18 protein-coding genes are annotated in these 14,822 nt (G+C 52.8%); all 18 read left to right on the top strand.

Annotation, left to right across the window (positions count from 1 at the left end):
* The first annotated feature begins 7 nt into the window (after window positions 1-7).
* The 18 genes from rpoC (at window position 8) to rplN (ending at window position 14,771) form a co-directional block, all read left to right on the top strand.
* Complete coding sequence (rpoC, locus tag ACFFK0_RS10180) at window positions 8-3,628, top strand: DNA-directed RNA polymerase subunit beta' (RefSeq protein ID WP_377470081.1); 3,621 nt, start codon at window positions 8-10, stop codon at window positions 3,626-3,628.
* A 163-nt stretch (window positions 3,629-3,791) separates the two neighbouring features.
* Entirely contained in the window at window positions 3,792-4,043 is a 252-nt protein-coding gene (locus ACFFK0_RS10175) for a 50S ribosomal protein L7ae-like protein (protein WP_377470047.1), read from the top strand.
* A gap of 134 nt (window positions 4,044-4,177) precedes the next feature.
* Window positions 4,178-4,600 carry a 30S ribosomal protein S12 gene (gene rpsL / locus ACFFK0_RS10170; RefSeq protein WP_041051299.1) on the top strand — a complete coding sequence of 141 codons (423 nt, stop codon included), beginning with the start codon at window positions 4,178-4,180 and terminating at the stop codon, window positions 4,598-4,600.
* 58 nt (window positions 4,601-4,658) lie between these two features.
* Window positions 4,659-5,129, top strand: a complete 471-nt coding sequence (rpsG, locus tag ACFFK0_RS10165; protein WP_377470045.1) for a 30S ribosomal protein S7 — start codon at window positions 4,659-4,661, stop codon at window positions 5,127-5,129.
* A gap of 41 nt (window positions 5,130-5,170) precedes the next feature.
* Complete coding sequence (gene fusA, locus ACFFK0_RS10160) at window positions 5,171-7,246, top strand: elongation factor G (protein WP_377470044.1); 2,076 nt, start codon at window positions 5,171-5,173, stop codon at window positions 7,244-7,246.
* Window positions 7,247-7,288: 42 nt separating this feature from the next.
* Window positions 7,289-8,479: an elongation factor Tu gene (gene tuf / locus ACFFK0_RS10155; RefSeq protein ID WP_377470043.1), complete on the top strand. Its 1,191-nt coding sequence runs from the start codon at window positions 7,289-7,291 to the stop codon at window positions 8,477-8,479.
* A gap of 788 nt (window positions 8,480-9,267) precedes the next feature.
* Window positions 9,268-9,576 (top strand): 30S ribosomal protein S10, encoded by a 309-nt coding sequence (gene rpsJ / locus ACFFK0_RS10150; protein ID WP_041051334.1) that lies wholly within the window; start codon window positions 9,268-9,270, stop codon window positions 9,574-9,576.
* Between the two features lie 50 nt (window positions 9,577-9,626).
* Window positions 9,627-10,253 carry a 50S ribosomal protein L3 gene (gene rplC, locus ACFFK0_RS10145; protein ID WP_377470042.1) on the top strand — a complete coding sequence of 209 codons (627 nt, stop codon included), beginning with the start codon at window positions 9,627-9,629 and terminating at the stop codon, window positions 10,251-10,253.
* 17 nt (window positions 10,254-10,270) lie between these two features.
* A complete protein-coding gene (rplD, locus tag ACFFK0_RS10140) occupies window positions 10,271-10,897 on the top strand; it encodes a 50S ribosomal protein L4 (protein ID WP_377470041.1) in 627 nt (208 codons plus the stop codon).
* Window positions 10,894-11,190 carry a 50S ribosomal protein L23 gene (gene rplW, locus ACFFK0_RS10135; protein WP_377470040.1) on the top strand — a complete coding sequence of 99 codons (297 nt, stop codon included), beginning with the start codon at window positions 10,894-10,896 and terminating at the stop codon, window positions 11,188-11,190. Before rplD ends, rplW begins: the two co-directional genes overlap by 4 nt.
* 19 nt (window positions 11,191-11,209) lie before the next feature.
* Window positions 11,210-12,037 (top strand): 50S ribosomal protein L2, encoded by an 828-nt coding sequence (gene rplB, locus ACFFK0_RS10130; RefSeq protein WP_377470038.1) that lies wholly within the window; start codon window positions 11,210-11,212, stop codon window positions 12,035-12,037.
* 48 nt (window positions 12,038-12,085) lie between these two features.
* Window positions 12,086-12,367, top strand: coding sequence for a 30S ribosomal protein S19 (gene rpsS, locus ACFFK0_RS10125; protein WP_377470037.1), 282 nt, complete (start codon window positions 12,086-12,088; stop codon window positions 12,365-12,367).
* A 62-nt stretch (window positions 12,368-12,429) separates the two neighbouring features.
* Window positions 12,430-12,765 carry a 50S ribosomal protein L22 gene (gene rplV, locus ACFFK0_RS10120; protein ID WP_377470036.1) on the top strand — a complete coding sequence of 112 codons (336 nt, stop codon included), beginning with the start codon at window positions 12,430-12,432 and terminating at the stop codon, window positions 12,763-12,765.
* 13 nt (window positions 12,766-12,778) lie between these two features.
* Complete coding sequence (rpsC, locus tag ACFFK0_RS10115; protein WP_377470035.1) at window positions 12,779-13,450, top strand: 30S ribosomal protein S3; 672 nt, start codon at window positions 12,779-12,781, stop codon at window positions 13,448-13,450.
* 2 nt (window positions 13,451-13,452) lie between these two features.
* A complete protein-coding gene (rplP, locus tag ACFFK0_RS10110; RefSeq protein ID WP_377470034.1) occupies window positions 13,453-13,890 on the top strand; it encodes a 50S ribosomal protein L16 in 438 nt (145 codons plus the stop codon).
* Window positions 13,877-14,074: a 50S ribosomal protein L29 gene (gene rpmC / locus ACFFK0_RS10105; RefSeq protein WP_377470032.1), complete on the top strand. Its 198-nt coding sequence runs from the start codon at window positions 13,877-13,879 to the stop codon at window positions 14,072-14,074. The genes rplP and rpmC overlap by 14 nt, the downstream gene beginning before the upstream one ends.
* A gap of 25 nt (window positions 14,075-14,099) precedes the next feature.
* The gene (gene rpsQ, locus ACFFK0_RS10100) at window positions 14,100-14,369 is read left to right on the top strand and encodes a 30S ribosomal protein S17 (RefSeq protein WP_377470031.1); all 270 of its coding nucleotides are present in this window, start codon (window positions 14,100-14,102) and stop codon (window positions 14,367-14,369) included.
* Between the two features lie 33 nt (window positions 14,370-14,402).
* The gene (rplN, locus tag ACFFK0_RS10095) at window positions 14,403-14,771 is read left to right on the top strand and encodes a 50S ribosomal protein L14 (RefSeq protein ID WP_377470030.1); all 369 of its coding nucleotides are present in this window, start codon (window positions 14,403-14,405) and stop codon (window positions 14,769-14,771) included.
* The last annotated feature ends 51 nt before the right edge of the window (window positions 14,772-14,822 follow it).

The raw sequence follows: 14,822 nt of genomic DNA, 5'->3' as shown, positions 1-14,822 counted from the left end.
GTTGCTCCTGATGGACGTCAACAACTTTGAGTTTATGAAAATCGGCTTGGCATCGCCGGATAAGATTCGCTCCTGGTCCCGTGGGGAAGTCAAGAAGCCCGAAACCATCAACTACAGAACGTTAAAGCCGGAGAAGGAAGGCTTGTTCTGCGAGAAAATTTTCGGACCGACCAAGGACTGGGAATGTCATTGCGGCAAGTACAAGCGCGTCCGTTATAAAGGCGTTGTCTGCGATCGCTGCGGCGTCGAAGTAACCCGTCAAAAAGTACGCCGTGAGCGGATGGGCCATATCGAGCTCGCCGCTCCGGTCTCCCATATTTGGTACTTCAAAGGGATTCCAAGCCGTATGGGTTTGGCGCTCGACATGTCGCCGCGCTCGCTCGAGGAGATCATCTATTTTGCATCGTATGTAGTAACCGATCCGGGCGATACGCCGCTGGAGAAGAAGCAGCTGCTTTCCGAGAAGGAGTACCGCAGCTACCGCGAGAAGTACGGCTATGCTTTCCAAGCGGGCATGGGTGCTGAAGCCGTTAAGAAGCTGCTCCAGGATATCGATATCGACCGCGAAGTCGATACGCTGAAGGAAGAGCTGAAGACGGCTCAGGGCCAGCGCCGTAACCGTGCGATCAAGCGCCTGGAAGTTATGGAAGCATTCCGTAACTCCAAGAACCGTCCGGATTGGATGGTGCTGGACGTACTGCCGGTCATCCCGCCGGAGCTTCGTCCGATGGTTCAGCTCGATGGGGGCCGTTTTGCCACATCCGACCTGAACGATCTGTACCGTCGCGTGATTAACCGGAACAATCGTTTGAAGCGCCTGCTTGATCTTGGGGCGCCGGACATTATCGTCCAGAACGAGAAGCGCATGCTGCAGGAAGCGGTTGACGCTTTGATCGACAACGGCCGCCGCGGCCGTCCGGTAACGGGTCCGGGCAACCGTCCGCTGAAGTCGCTCAGCCATATGTTGAAGGGTAAGCAGGGACGTTTCCGTCAAAACCTGCTCGGTAAACGCGTTGACTACTCCGGTCGTTCGGTTATCGTCGTAGGGCCGAATTTGAAGATGTACCAGTGCGGACTCCCGAAAGAGATGGCGCTTGAGCTGTTCAAGCCGTTCGTCATGAAGGAGCTCGTGAATAAAGGTCTTGCGCACAACATCAAGAGTGCGAAGCGCAAGGTTGAGCGCGTCTCCCCTGAGGTCTGGGACGTTCTCGAGGAAGTCATTAAGGAGCATCCGGTTCTGCTGAACCGTGCGCCTACGCTTCACAGACTCGGCATCCAGGCGTTTGAGCCGATTCTGGTGGAAGGCCGCGCGATCAAGCTGCATCCGCTCGTATGTACGGCATATAACGCCGACTTCGACGGCGACCAGATGGCCGTTCACGTGCCGCTGTCCGCAGAAGCGCAAGCCGAAGCCCGCATCCTGATGCTGGCGTCGGGCAACATTTTGAACCCGAAGGACGGCAAGCCGGTCGTTACTCCTTCACAGGACATGGTTCTCGGTTCCTTCTACTTGACTATGGACAACAAGAGGGGCAAAGGCGCCGGTCAAATTTTGCGCACGGTCAACGAAGCGTTCTCCGCTTATCAGACCGGTCGTGCTTCGCTTCATGCGCGCGTTGCGATTCCGGTTAAGGCTCTGAACAAAACGAGCTTTACCGATGAGCAGCAGAACGCGATGCTGATTACGAACGTCGGCAAAATTATTTTCAACGAGATATTCCCGTCCGACTTCCCTTATATCAATGAGGCGACGAAGACGAACCTGCTGAACGGTACGCCGGAGAAGTACTTTGTGTACGAGAAGGGTGCCGATCTCCGCAAGGTGATGGAAGATCTGCCGGAAGAGAAAGCGGTCGGCAAAGAGTATCTCGGCTCGATCATCGGCGAGTGCTTCCGCAGATATAAGACGACGCAAACATCGATGATTCTCGATAAAATCAAGGAACTCGGATTCACCTACTCCACACGTGCCGGCATTACGGTTGCGGTTGCGGACGTCGTTGTTCCGCAGGAGAAGGTTGCGATCCTGAAGGATTCCGACGAGAAGGTCAAGACGGTTACGAATCAGTACCGCCGCGGCTTGATTACCGACGAAGAGCGCTATGACCGCGTCATCGCGATCTGGTCGAAGGCGAAGGACGAGATTACGGATATCCTGATGAAATCGCTCGACAAGTACAACTCCATCAACATGATGGTGGAGTCGAAGGCGCGCGGTAACAAGTCGCAGATCACCCAGCTGGGCGGCATGCGCGGTCTGATGGCTAATCCGTCCGGTAAAATTATTGAGCTCCCGATTAAGTCGAACTTCCGTGAAGGCCTGACGGTACTCGAGTACTTCATCTCCACGCACGGTGCGCGTAAAGGTCTTGCCGATACGGCGCTTCGTACCGCCGACTCCGGTTACCTCACGCGTCGTCTGGTCGACGTTGCGCAGGACGTTATCGTCCGCGAAGAGGATTGCGGTACGGATAAAGGGTTTATCGTGACGAAGATTCAAGACGGCAACGAGGTTATCGAGGATCTGTACGATCGTATCGAAGGACGTTATTCGTTCGAAACGGTTCGTCATCCGCAAACCGGCGAAGTAATCTGCGGCCGCAACGAGCTGATCGATGCTACATTGGCAGACAAGATCGTGAAAGCCGGCGTAGAGAAGCTGCAAATTCGTTCCGTGCTTAGCTGCCGCTCCCGCCATGGCGTGTGCAAACGCTGCTACGGCCGGAATCTGGCAACGGGTCAGCACGTCGAAATCGGGGAAGCTGTCGGTATTATTGCAGCCCAGTCGATCGGCGAGCCGGGTACCCAGCTTACGATGCGTACATTCCATACCGGCGGTGTTGCCGGCGATGATATTACGCAAGGTTTGCCGCGTATTCAGGAGCTGTTCGAGGCGCGCAATCCGAAAGGCCAGGCGATCATCTCCGAGATCGACGGCAAAGTGACGGAAATTCGCGAAGCGAAGGACCGCCGCGAGATCGTGGTCGAGGGCGAAGCCGAGTCGAAGACGTATGCCGTTCCGTTCGGTTCCCGCGTACGCGTTTCGATCGGTCAAGAGATTGAGGCAGGCGACGAGCTGACCGAAGGCTCGATCGATCCGAAAGAAATGCTGCGCATTAAAGGGATCCGCGGCGTGCAGAACTATATCCTTCAGGAAGTTCAGCGCGTATACCGGAACCAGGGTGTAGAAATTAACGATAAGCACGTCGAGGTTATGATTCGTCAGATGCTGCGCAAAATCCGTGTCGTTGATGCGGGTGACACCGTGCTGCTGCCGGGCTCTTTCGTCGACATGCATGAATATGAAGCTGCTAACCGCGACGTTCTGTTCTCCGGAGCCGAGCCGGCTGTTGCTAAGCCTGTGCTGCTCGGTATTACGAAGGCGTCTCTCGAGACGGATTCGTTCTTGTCCGCGGCATCGTTCCAGGAAACCACTCGCGTACTGACCGACGCCGCAATCAAGGGGAAGGTCGACCAGCTGCTGGGTCTGAAAGAGAACGTCATTATCGGTAAGCTGATTCCTGCAGGTACGGGAATGGCTCGCTACCGCAACATCCGCATTAAAGATCCGAACGAAGTGCCGGAAGCAACTGAAGGCGCTGAAATGGAGACCGTTGCTGTCGAATAATGGTGTTTAGAACAAGTCTCCGCGAAAATAATGGCAGCTTCTATGAAGCTATTGTTAAATATTCGTGGAGACTGTGTTCTTTCTTGACACGGTATACCCATTTTGCTAATATATCAAAGTGTGCCTTGTGTGTAGGCTCCCTGTACTTTGGAGGATATGACTCATGTCTTATGATAAAGTCAAACAGGCGGCGAAATTGACCATCGGCACCAAGCAAGCGATGAAGACCGTTGAGGCCGGGCAAGCGGCGGAGGTATTCGTAGCGAAAGATGCAGATCCGCGAATCACGAGTAAGATGGTAAACCTCTGCCGTAAGATGGGGGTTGCGGTCACCTACGTGGATTCGATGAAACTACTCGGTAAAGCGTGTGGGATTGAAGTCGGAGCGGCTATGGTCGCTGTGGTGAATGAATAGAGGCATGCTGATGTTTTTGCTGTCGGAGACGGCGGTGGAAACATTTCCTTATGTTCATTTACGATTCGCCTGGGTCTGTGGGCTTGAAATGGCAAGCTACAATGTTTATGGGATTTTAGGGAGGAGGTGGCGATATGCCAACAATTAATCAGCTCGTTCGCAAGGGTCGTCAAGCGAAGGTGTATAAGTCTAAATCGCCTGCGTTGCAGAAAGGTTTCAATGCTCTGAAGCGTGAGCAAACCGATCTGAGCGCTCCGCAGAAGCGCGGCGTTTGCACTCGTGTAGGCACAATGACTCCGAAGAAGCCGAACTCGGCCCTTCGTAAATATGCGCGTGTACGTCTGACGAACCGCGTTGAGGTTACAGCTTACATTCCGGGAATCGGACATAACCTGCAAGAGCACAGCGTCGTGTTGATCCGCGGCGGCCGTGTTAAGGACCTTCCGGGTGTGCGTTATCACATCGTTCGCGGCGCACTGGATACTTCCGGCGTGAACAACCGGATGCAAGCTCGTTCCAAATACGGAACGAAGCGTCCGAAAGCGAAGAAGTCTTAATCTATCAGCGCAAGCTAGGAATATCATGGAATGAAATATGTGAGAAAGGGGGATAACTATGCCTCGTAAAGGTCCCGTACCGAAAAGAGACGTATTGCCGGATCCGATTTATAATAGCAAGCTCGTGACCCGCCTCATCAACCGCATCATGATCGATGGAAAAAGAGGGGTGGCACAGAAAATTCTCTATAATGCGTTCGAGATCGTGCAAGATCGCACGGGCAAAGAGCCGATGGAGGTTTTCGAGGCTGCTATCAAAAATATTATGCCAGTCCTGGAGGTTAAAGCTCGCCGTGTAGGTGGTGCGAACTACCAGGTTCCAATCGAAGTGAAGCCTGAGCGCCGTACGACGCTTGGCCTTCGCTGGCTCGTCAACTACTCCCGCCTGCGCGGCGAGAAGACGATGGAAGAGCGTCTGGCTAACGAAATTATCGATGCTAGCAACAATACCGGCTCTTCTGTGAAGAAGCGTGAAGATACGCACAAGATGGCTGAAGCCAACAAAGCGTTCGCACACTACCGCTGGTAATCCTATTGTTCTACCCTTTGAGAGGGAAAGGAGTTTGACCCATGCCAAGAGAGTTCTCCTTGAAGGACACTCGCAACATCGGCATTATGGCCCACATCGACGCTGGCAAAACGACCACGACAGAACGTATCTTGTTCTACACGGGTAAAGTGCACAAGATCGGTGAGGTTCATGAAGGTGCGGCGACGATGGACTGGATGGAGCAAGAGCAGGAGCGCGGAATTACGATTACGTCTGCTGCTACGACAGCTCAATGGAAAGGCCACCGCATTAACATCATCGACACACCAGGGCACGTAGACTTTACGGTTGAAGTAGAGCGCTCCCTCCGCGTACTTGACGGCGCCGTTGGCGTATTCAGTGCGAAGGAAGGCGTAGAACCGCAGTCCGAGACGGTATGGCGTCAAGCTGACCGTTACGGTGTACCGCGGATCGCTTATGTCAACAAAATGGACATCATCGGTGCCGACTTCCTCGGAGCCGTTCAGCAAATGCGCGAGAAGCTCGGTGCTAACGCTGTTCCGATTCAGCTGCCAATCGGCGCTGAGAACGAGTTTACCGGCATCATTGACCTGGTTGAACAAGTTGCTTACCAATACAATGATGACCTTGGTAAAGATATCGTTCAAATTGAAATTCCTGCCGAGCTGAAGGACAAAGTGGAAGAACTTCGTCTGGAGCTCGTTGAGAAAGTGGCTGAACTGGACGAAGAGCTCACTATGAAATACCTGGACGGCGAAGAGCTGACGGTCGAAGAGATCAAAGCTGCGCTCCGTAAGGGTGTTTGCGAAGTGAAGATCTTCCCGGTTATCTGCGGTTCCTCTTACAAGAACAAAGGCGTACAGCTGATGCTGGATGCCGTTGTAAACTACCTGCCTGCTCCAATCGACGTTCCTGATATCAAGGGCGTTCTGGAAGATGGTACGGAAGTTACTCGTAAGTCGGCAGACGACCAGCCGTTCTCGGCACTGGCGTTCAAAATCGCTACAGACCCTTATGTAGGTAAGCTGACGTTCTTCCGCGTGTATTCCGGCGTCATCACTTCCGGTTCCTACGTGCTTAATGCAACGAAGGGCAAGCGCGAAAGAATCGGGCGTATCCTTCAGATGCATGCGAACAGCCGTCAAGAAATCTCCGAGGTATACGCTGGTGATATCGCGGCAGCCGTAGGTCTGAAAGATACGATCACGGGCGATACGCTGTGCGATGAGAAGCATCCGGTAGTTCTGGAATCGATGAATTTCCCTGAGCCGGTTATCTCGATTGCCGTCGAGCCGAAGTCCAAAGCGGACCAAGACAAGATGGGCAACGCGCTCTCCAAGCTTGCGGAAGAAGATCCGACATTCCGTTACTATACAGACGAAGAAACTGGCCAAACGATTATCCAAGGTATGGGCGAGCTTCACCTGGAGATTATCGTTGACCGTATGCTTCGCGAGTTCAAGGTAGAAACCAACGTAGGTAAGCCGCAGGTTGCTTACCGCGAAACGTTCCGCCAACCAGCGAGAGTCGAAGGCAAGTTTGTTCGCCAGTCCGGCGGACGCGGTCAATACGGCCATTGCTGGGTTGAGTTCGAACCGCTCGAGCCGGGTACTGGCTTCCAGTTCGAGAGCAAGATTGTCGGCGGCTCGATTCCGAAGGAATTCGTTGCTCCGATTCAAGCTGGTATCGAAGAGTCTATGAAGAACGGTGTTCTTGCCGGCTTCCCGTTGGTTGATATCAAGGCAGTCGTCGTTGACGGTTCCTACCACGATGTCGACTCCTCGGAGATGGCGTTCAAGATCGCTGGTTCTATGGCTCTGAAGGCAGCTGCTGAGAAGTGTAAGCCGGTTCTGCTTGAGCCGATCATGAAAGTAGAAGTACAAGTGCCGGAAGAGTACATGGGCGACGTTATGGGCGACCTGAACTCCCGCCGCGGCCGGATCGAAGGTATGGACGCCAAGCATGGCGCGCAGTTCATTCGTTCCAAGGTGCCGTTGTCCGAGATGTTCGGTTACTCCACAACACTTCGTTCCCGTACACAGGGCCGTGGAACCTACTCCATGGAAATCTCGCATTATGAAGAAGTGCCTAAGTCCATCGCGGAAGAAATTATCTCCAAGAACAAAGGCGCTTAATTTATAATAAGAAAATAGAACTCTAAGGAGGAAATGTTTGAAATGGCAAAGGCAAAATTCGAACGTAATAAGCCGCACGTTAACATCGGCACAATCGGTCACGTTGACCATGGTAAAACTACGCTGACTGCAGCGATCACGACTGTACTTGCTAAGAAATACGGCGGTGCAGCTGTAGCATTCGACCAAATCGACAAGGCTCCAGAAGAGCGCGAGCGCGGTATTACGATCTCGACTGCACACGTTGAGTACGAGACTCCTAACCGCCACTACGCACACGTTGACTGCCCAGGGCACGCCGACTATGTTAAAAACATGATCACCGGCGCAGCACAAATGGACGGCGCAATCCTGGTAGTATCCGCAGCTGACGGCCCAATGCCGCAAACTCGCGAGCACATCCTGCTGTCCCGTCAGGTAGGCGTTCCTTACATCGTCGTATTCCTGAACAAGTGCGACATGGTTGAAGACGAAGAGCTTCTGGAACTGGTAGAGATGGAAGTTCGCGACCTGCTGAACGAGTACGAGTTCCCAGGCGACGACACTCCAATCGTTCGCGGCGCAGCTCGTGAAGCTCTGCAGAACCCAGACGGTCCTTGGGCTGACAAGATCGTTGAGCTGTTCGAGCACATCGACTCCTACATCCCAACTCCAGAGCGCGACACGGACAAGCCTTTCCTTATGCCGGTCGAGGACGTGTTCACGATCACAGGCCGCGGTACTGTTGCTACAGGCCGTGTAGAGCGTGGCGTGATCAAAGTATCCGACGAGATCGAAATCGTTGGTCTGCAAGAAGAAACTCGCAAGTCCGTCGTTACGGGCGTAGAGATGTTCCGCAAGCTGCTTGACCAAGCTCAAGCAGGCGACAACATCGGTGCTCTGCTTCGCGGTGTAGACCGTAAAGACATCGAGCGCGGTCAAGTTCTGGCAAAGCCGGGTTCGGTTAAGCCTCACACGAACTTCACTGCACAAATCTACGTTCTGACGAAAGAAGAAGGTGGCCGTCATAAGCCTTTCTTCACAGGCTACCGTCCACAGTTCTACTTCCGTACAACTGACGTAACAGGCATCATCAACCTGCCAGAAGGCGCAGAGATGGTTATGCCAGGCGACAACATCACAGTTACCGTTGAGCTGATCTCCCCGATCGCTATCGAGGAAGGCACTCGCTTCGCGATTCGCGAAGGCGGCCGTACTGTAGGCGCTGGCGCTGTTGCAACAATCACGAAGTAATTCGCTTCGGCGGATTCAGAAGCTCTCAGACTTTTCGGCGTCTGGGGGCTTCTTTGTTTTGATCGGGCCGATCGGCACTTTAAAAGTCGCCCCCCCCCCCCCTATTCCATCCTCCGCTCCGCGGTCCCGCCACCACGATCGGTACAAAGTGCACCCGCACCTCATCCCCCTAAGCGAAAAAGGGGGATGGAAGCTCGGAGAATCCGGACATCGATTCTCCGGGCAAAGGCCGGGTATCGCTGGTGGAATTTGCGCTTTGAAAACGGCGCCTGAACTTGATATTATGGTCAAAGTGAATCGAACATAAAGACACGATAGAACAGGGCAAGCAAGCATTATCTTGGCCAACATTATCCCGAAGTGAGCCGAGCGGTTTGGGAGTTAGTTTTGCAGGTGCCCGGCGATGTGCGCGGATGGCTGAACGTAGGATGGGCTATAGGGGTGGAGAGCGAAGCGTGCGCTTTAGAATTCGTGTTTCCACCTTGTACTATTTATATAGAAGAAACACGAATTCAAGAAAGCCGGAATCCCCCATAGTCCAATCCGCAGTGCAGCCATGAGTCGCAAATCCAAGCCCAATAACTCCCATTCGCTTTTTTTAGGCGATCGTAGAGATTTTCCTTGCTTTTGCTATTCATATTTCGTATAATAGTGAACGTTGGTCTGTGACTGTGCGATGATGTGAGAGGTTGCTGACACACCCGGCTCCTTTGCCATGGAGCGGCGTCAGAGAATTTTCACGGAGTATGTCCGATTCCGAAATTGGGCGATAGAAGGAGGGAATTACAATGGCAAAGCAAAAAATCCGTATCCGTTTGAAGGCGTATGATCATCGCATCATCGATGCATCCGCCGAGAAGATTGTGGAAACCGCAAAGCGTTCCGGCGCAGGTGTATCCGGTCCGATCCCGCTTCCGACTGAGAAGCAAGTGGTGACGATTCTCCGTGCGGTTCACAAGTACAAGGATTCTCGTGAGCAGTTCGAGCAGCGCACGCATAAGCGTCTGATCGACATCCTGAATCCAACTCCGCAAACGGTTGACGCTCTGATGCGTTTGGATCTGCCGTCCGGTGTAGATATCGAAATCAAACTGTAAGACTATTATCTCTTCTATAGAAGAAACGGGAAGGAAATGAGGTGTCAACAATGAAAGGTATCTTAGGGAAGAAGCTTGGGATGACTCAAGTCTTCGCACAAGATGGAACGGTAGTTCCGGTTACTGTGATTCAAGCAGGCCCTTGCGTCGTGCTCCAGAAGAAAGACGGAGAGAACGACGGTTACGAATCGATCCAGATCGGTTTTGACGATAAGAAAGAGAAGAACGCCAACAAACCGGAGTTGGGCCACGCGAAGAAAGCTGGCGCAACACCTAAGCGCTACATTAAGGAATTCCGCGGCGTTGACTTGTCGGCTTACGAAGTTGGCCAAGAGATCAAGGCGGACGTATTCGCGGAAGGCGAATTTGTTGACGTAACAGGCACATCCAAGGGTAAAGGCTTCGCCGGCTCGATCAAGAGACACGGTATGTCCCGCGGACCAATGTCCCACGGTTCCGGTTACCACCGCGGCTCCGGTTCGAACGCGATCATCCGTGACGCGAACCGCGTACCGAAAGGTAAGAAGCTCCCAGGACATATGGGTAACGAAACGGTAACGATTCAAAATCTTCAAATCGTGAAAGTCGATACAGAACGCAACGTCATCCTCGTGAGCGGCTCCATTCCGGGTCCTCGCAACAGCTACGTAAGCGTGAAATCGGCCATCAAGAAATAAGGAAAGGAGGAACACAAATGCCTAAAGTAGCTTTATATAATGTATCCGGCGCTCAGGTGGGTGAAGTGGAATTGAACGATGCCGTATTCGGTCTCGAGCCTCACGTTCATGCCATTCATGAAGCTGTGCTGATGCAGCAAGCTTCTCTGCGTCAAGGAACTCATAAAGTCAAAGGTCGTTCGGAAGTCCGCGGCGGCGGTCGTAAGCCTTGGAAGCAGAAGGGTACAGGACGCGCTCGTCAAGGTTCAATTCGTTCGCCACAGTGGAAGGGCGGCGGCGTCGTATTCGGCCCGACACCTCGCAGCTATGCTTACAAGCTTCCGAAGAAAGTTCGTCGCCTTGCGATTAAGTCGGCTCTTTCCTCGAAGGTTGTTTCCAGCAACATCATCGTTCTTGATTCGCTCGCACTGAGCACTCCGAAAACAAAGGAGTTCGTGGCAATCCTGAACAATCTGAAAGTCGACAGCAAAGCGCTGATCGTAGGCGCAAGCCATGACGACAATGTAGCGCTGTCCGCTCGCAACATCCCAGGCGTGAAATTCGTAGCCGCCGATGGCATCAACGTTCTTGACGTAATGTTCCACGACAAGTTGATCATTACGAAGGACGCTGTGCAGAAAGTAGAGGAGGTGCTTGCACAATGAAGAATCCTCGCGACATTATCAAGCGCCCGATCATCACAGAACGCACGAGCGACCTGATGGCTGCTAAGAAATACGTGTTCGAAGTTGATATGCGCGCGAATAAGACCGAGATCAAGCTCGCTATCGAGCAGATCTTCAAAGTGAAGGTTACAGCTGTAAACACACTCAGAATGCCGGCTAAGCCGAAGCGTTATGGCCGCTATTCCGGATATACTTCCGAATGGAAGAAAGCTATCGTATCTCTAAGTGCCGACAGCAAAGAACTGGAGTTCTTTGAGCCGGTAACACCTTAAGAGTAAGGAGGGAATCCCAGTGCCAATTAAAAAGTATAAACCTACATCGCCGGCGAGACGCCAGATGTCCGTTTCTACGTTCGAGGAAATCACGACCTCCACACCGGAGAAATCGCTGCTTGCTCCTCTGCCGAAGAAGGCGGGACGTAACAACCAGGGCAAAATCACGACTCGTCACCATGGCGGCGGACATAAGCGTAAGTACCGGATCATCGACTTCAAACGCAACAAAGACGGCATTCCAGGCCGCGTTGCTACAATCGAGTACGATCCAAACCGTTCCGCTAACATCGCTCTGATCCACTATGCAGACGGTGAGAAGCGTTACATCATCGCTCCAAAAGGTCTGAAAGTAGACGACGTTATTACGTCGGGCTCTGACTCGGACATCAAAGTGGGCAACGCTCTTCCGATGGAAAACATTCCGGTCGGTACAGTTATCCACAACATTGAGCTGAAGCCGGGCAAAGGCGGCCAGTTGGTTCGCGCAGCCGGTACGGAAGCTCAGCTCCTCGGTAAAGACGGCGAATATGTAATCGTTCGTTTGTCCTCCGGCGAGATTCGCAAAATTCTTCGCGTTTGCCGTGCTACAATCGGCTCTGTTGGTAACGAAGACCACGAGCTCGTGAGCATCGGTAAAGCAGGCCGCAGCCGCTGGCTCGGTAAGCGTCCTGAAGTTCGCGGTGTCGTCATGAACCCGAACGATCACCCGCACGGTGGTGGTGAAGGCCGCGCTCCAATCGGACGTAAATCGCCAATGTCGCCATGGGGTAAGCCGACGCTTGGCTTCAAAACCCGTAAGAAGAAGAAAGCTTCCAGCCAGTACATCGTTCGTCGTCGTAAGTAATCCGGCAACGGTTCGGTATAGAAGGTTGATACGGAAGGAGGATCATCCATGGGTCGCAGTTTGAAGAAGGGGCCGTTTATCGACGGTCATCTGCTGAAGAAAGTTGAAGAGCTGAACGCAGGCGGCAAGAAAGTGGTAGTGAAGACTTGGTCTCGCCGCTCCACGATTTTCCCGCAATTCGTGGGTCACACATTCGGTGTGTATGACGGTCGTAAACACGTACCGGTCTACGTGACTGAAGATATGGTTGGCCACAAGCTCGGTGAGTTCGCGCCTACTCGTACGTACAAGGGTCACGGCGACGACGACAAGAAAACCGGCAAGCGCTAAGACCGAGCCCTCACGGGCTGGTCGAAAATATATCATTTTTCGTTCCGAGAGGAGGTACATCCATGGCACAAGCAAAAGCACAAGCGAATTTCGTGCGCATCGCGCCTCGTAAAGCGCGTCTGGTCGTCGACCTGATCCGCGGTAAGGACGTAGGCGATGCAATCGCGATCCTTCGCCACACGCCGAAAGCATCTTCCCTGATCGTAGAGAAGATCCTGAACTCGGCGATTGCGAATGCAGAGCATAACTACTCCATGGACCCGAACAAATTGGTCGTATCCCAAGTTTACGTGAACGAAGGACCGACAATGAAGCGTTTCGCACCTCGTGCGATGGGTCGTGCAAGCAAAATTAATAAGCGTACCAGCCACATCACTGTAGTGGTATCTGAAAAATAAGGAGGGATTACGTGTGGGTCACAAGGTAAGCCCAGTAGGACTTAGAATCGGTATTATTCGCGATTGGGAATCCAAGTGGTATGCCGGCGACAAAGAGTTCGGCACGCTGCTGATGGAAGACGTGAAAATCCGCGAATACCTCAAAAATAAACTGAAAGACAGCGCAGTATCCCGCTTTGACATCGAGCGTGCGGCGAACCGCGTCAGCATCACGATTCACACTGCCAAGCCGGGTATGGTTATCGGTAAGGGCGGCGCTGAAGTAGAAGTTATCCGTACTTACCTCGCCAACATGACTGGCAAGAAAGTACACATCAACATCGCTGAGATCAAAACTCCGGATCTGGACTCGGTACTTGTCGCAGAGAGCATCGCTCAACAGCTCGAGCGCCGCGTATCGTTCCGTCGTGCAATGAAGCAAGCGATCCAGCGTACCCTTCGTTCGGGTGCAAAAGGTATTAAAGTATCGGTAAGCGGACGTCTTGGCGGCGCCGAGATCGCTCGTACCGAAGGATATAGCGAAGGCACGGTTCCGCTGCACACGCTGCGTGCGGATATCGACTACGGAACAGCGGAAGCTCACACGACATACGGCCGTATCGGCGTTAAAGTATGGATTTACCGTGGCGAAGTTCTTCCGACTGCGAAGAAGAAAGAAAAGGCTGCTACGGAAGGAGGCAACTGATCATGTTATTGCCTAAACGCGTCAAACACCGTAAGGAACACCGCGGCACAATGAAGGGCCGTGCAAAGGGCGGCACGGAAGTGGCGTTCGGCGAATACGGTCTGCAAGCTCTTGAGCCGGCTTGGGTAACCAACCGTCAGATCGAGGCAGCTCGTATTGCTATGACCCGTTACATTAAGCGTGGCGGTAAAGTATGGATCAAAATCTTCCCTTCGAAGCCTATCACTCAGAAGCCTCTCGAAGTGCGGATGGGTAGCGGTAAAGGTAACGTTGAGAAGTGGGTATGCGTCGTGAAGCCGGGCAAAATCTTGTTCGAGCTCGCCGGCGTAAGCGAGGAAATCGCTCGCGAAGCAATGCGCCTTGCCTCGCACAAGCTTCCGATCAAGACGAAGTTTGTGAAGAGAGACGAAGTGGGTGGTGAAGCAAATGAAGGCAATTGATTTTCGTAACTTAACCACTGCCGAAATCGAACAAAAAGTCAACTCCTTCAAAGAAGAGTTGTTCAATCTGCGCTTCCAATTGGCTACAGGCCAACTGGATAACCCGACCCAAATTCGCGAAGTTCGCAAGAGCATTGCACGCGCGAAGACGGTTCTGCGGGAACGGGAACTCGGCATTAGCTAAGTGAAACAGAGAGGAGGCCCTCTACATGAGCGAAGTTCAACGCAATGAACGTAAGACGCTTATTGGTAAAGTCGTTTCCGACAAAATGACGAAGACGATCGTTGTTGCTGTCGAAACGTACAAAAAGCATGACCTGTACCATAAGCGCATCAAGTATACGAAGAAATTCAAAGCTCACGATGAGAATAACGACGCGAAGATCGGCGATACTGTGAAAATCATGGAAACTCGCCCGTTGTCCAAGGACAAGACTTGGAGACTCGTTGAAATCGTGGAAAAAGCGGTTATCGTATAAGAAAGCCAGTGACGGAAGAAAGGAGGAGCAACCATGATTCAAACTTTTACCCGCTTAGCAGTAGCTGACAACTCCGGCGCGAAACAGCTGATGTGCATTCGTGTACTGGGTGGTACGGGTCGCCGCACAGCGAACATCGGTGACATGATCGTTTGTTCGGTGAAAGAAGCAACACCCGGTGGCGTTGTCAAGAAGGGTGACGTTGTGAAGGCGGTTATCGTTCGTACGAAGACCGGCGCACGTCGTAAGGACGGATCCTACATCACGTTCGATGAGAATGCTGCCGTAATCGTGAAGGATGACAAGAGCCCGCGCGGTACTCGTATCTTCGGACCTGTCGCTCGCGAACTCCGCGACCGTGATTTCATGAAGATCGTATCTCTGGCGCCAGAGGTTATCTAATAAAGCAGTAGTACGATAAACTTCGTTATTCGCGAAGTTGCAGGAGGTGCA

Source organism: Paenibacillus chartarius, from assembly GCF_042432825.1.
In the GTDB taxonomy this organism is placed as follows: Bacteria; Bacillota; Bacilli; order Paenibacillales; family NBRC-103111; genus Gordoniibacillus; species Gordoniibacillus chartarius.
This window is presented reverse-complemented; position numbering and strand designations above follow the sequence as displayed.

Coding starts and splice junctions, on each gene's coding strand:
- ACFFK0_RS10175 (WP_377470047.1), top strand. CDS start 3,792: ATGTCTTATGATAAAGTCAAACAGGCGGCGAAATTGACCATCGGCACC.
- rpsL (WP_041051299.1), top strand. CDS start 4,178: ATGCCAACAATTAATCAGCTCGTTCGCAAGGGTCGTCAAGCGAAGGTG.
- rpsG (WP_377470045.1), top strand. CDS start 4,659: ATGCCTCGTAAAGGTCCCGTACCGAAAAGAGACGTATTGCCGGATCCG.
- fusA (WP_377470044.1), top strand. CDS start 5,171: ATGCCAAGAGAGTTCTCCTTGAAGGACACTCGCAACATCGGCATTATG.
- tuf (WP_377470043.1), top strand. CDS start 7,289: ATGGCAAAGGCAAAATTCGAACGTAATAAGCCGCACGTTAACATCGGC.
- rpsJ (WP_041051334.1), top strand. CDS start 9,268: ATGGCAAAGCAAAAAATCCGTATCCGTTTGAAGGCGTATGATCATCGC.
- rplC (WP_377470042.1), top strand. CDS start 9,627: ATGAAAGGTATCTTAGGGAAGAAGCTTGGGATGACTCAAGTCTTCGCA.
- rplD (WP_377470041.1), top strand. CDS start 10,271: ATGCCTAAAGTAGCTTTATATAATGTATCCGGCGCTCAGGTGGGTGAA.
- rplW (WP_377470040.1), top strand. CDS start 10,894: ATGAAGAATCCTCGCGACATTATCAAGCGCCCGATCATCACAGAACGC.
- rpsS (WP_377470037.1), top strand. CDS start 12,086: ATGGGTCGCAGTTTGAAGAAGGGGCCGTTTATCGACGGTCATCTGCTG.
- rplV (WP_377470036.1), top strand. CDS start 12,430: ATGGCACAAGCAAAAGCACAAGCGAATTTCGTGCGCATCGCGCCTCGT.
- rplP (WP_377470034.1), top strand. CDS start 13,453: ATGTTATTGCCTAAACGCGTCAAACACCGTAAGGAACACCGCGGCACA.
- rpmC (WP_377470032.1), top strand. CDS start 13,877: ATGAAGGCAATTGATTTTCGTAACTTAACCACTGCCGAAATCGAACAA.
- rpsQ (WP_377470031.1), top strand. CDS start 14,100: ATGAGCGAAGTTCAACGCAATGAACGTAAGACGCTTATTGGTAAAGTC.
- rplN (WP_377470030.1), top strand. CDS start 14,403: ATGATTCAAACTTTTACCCGCTTAGCAGTAGCTGACAACTCCGGCGCG.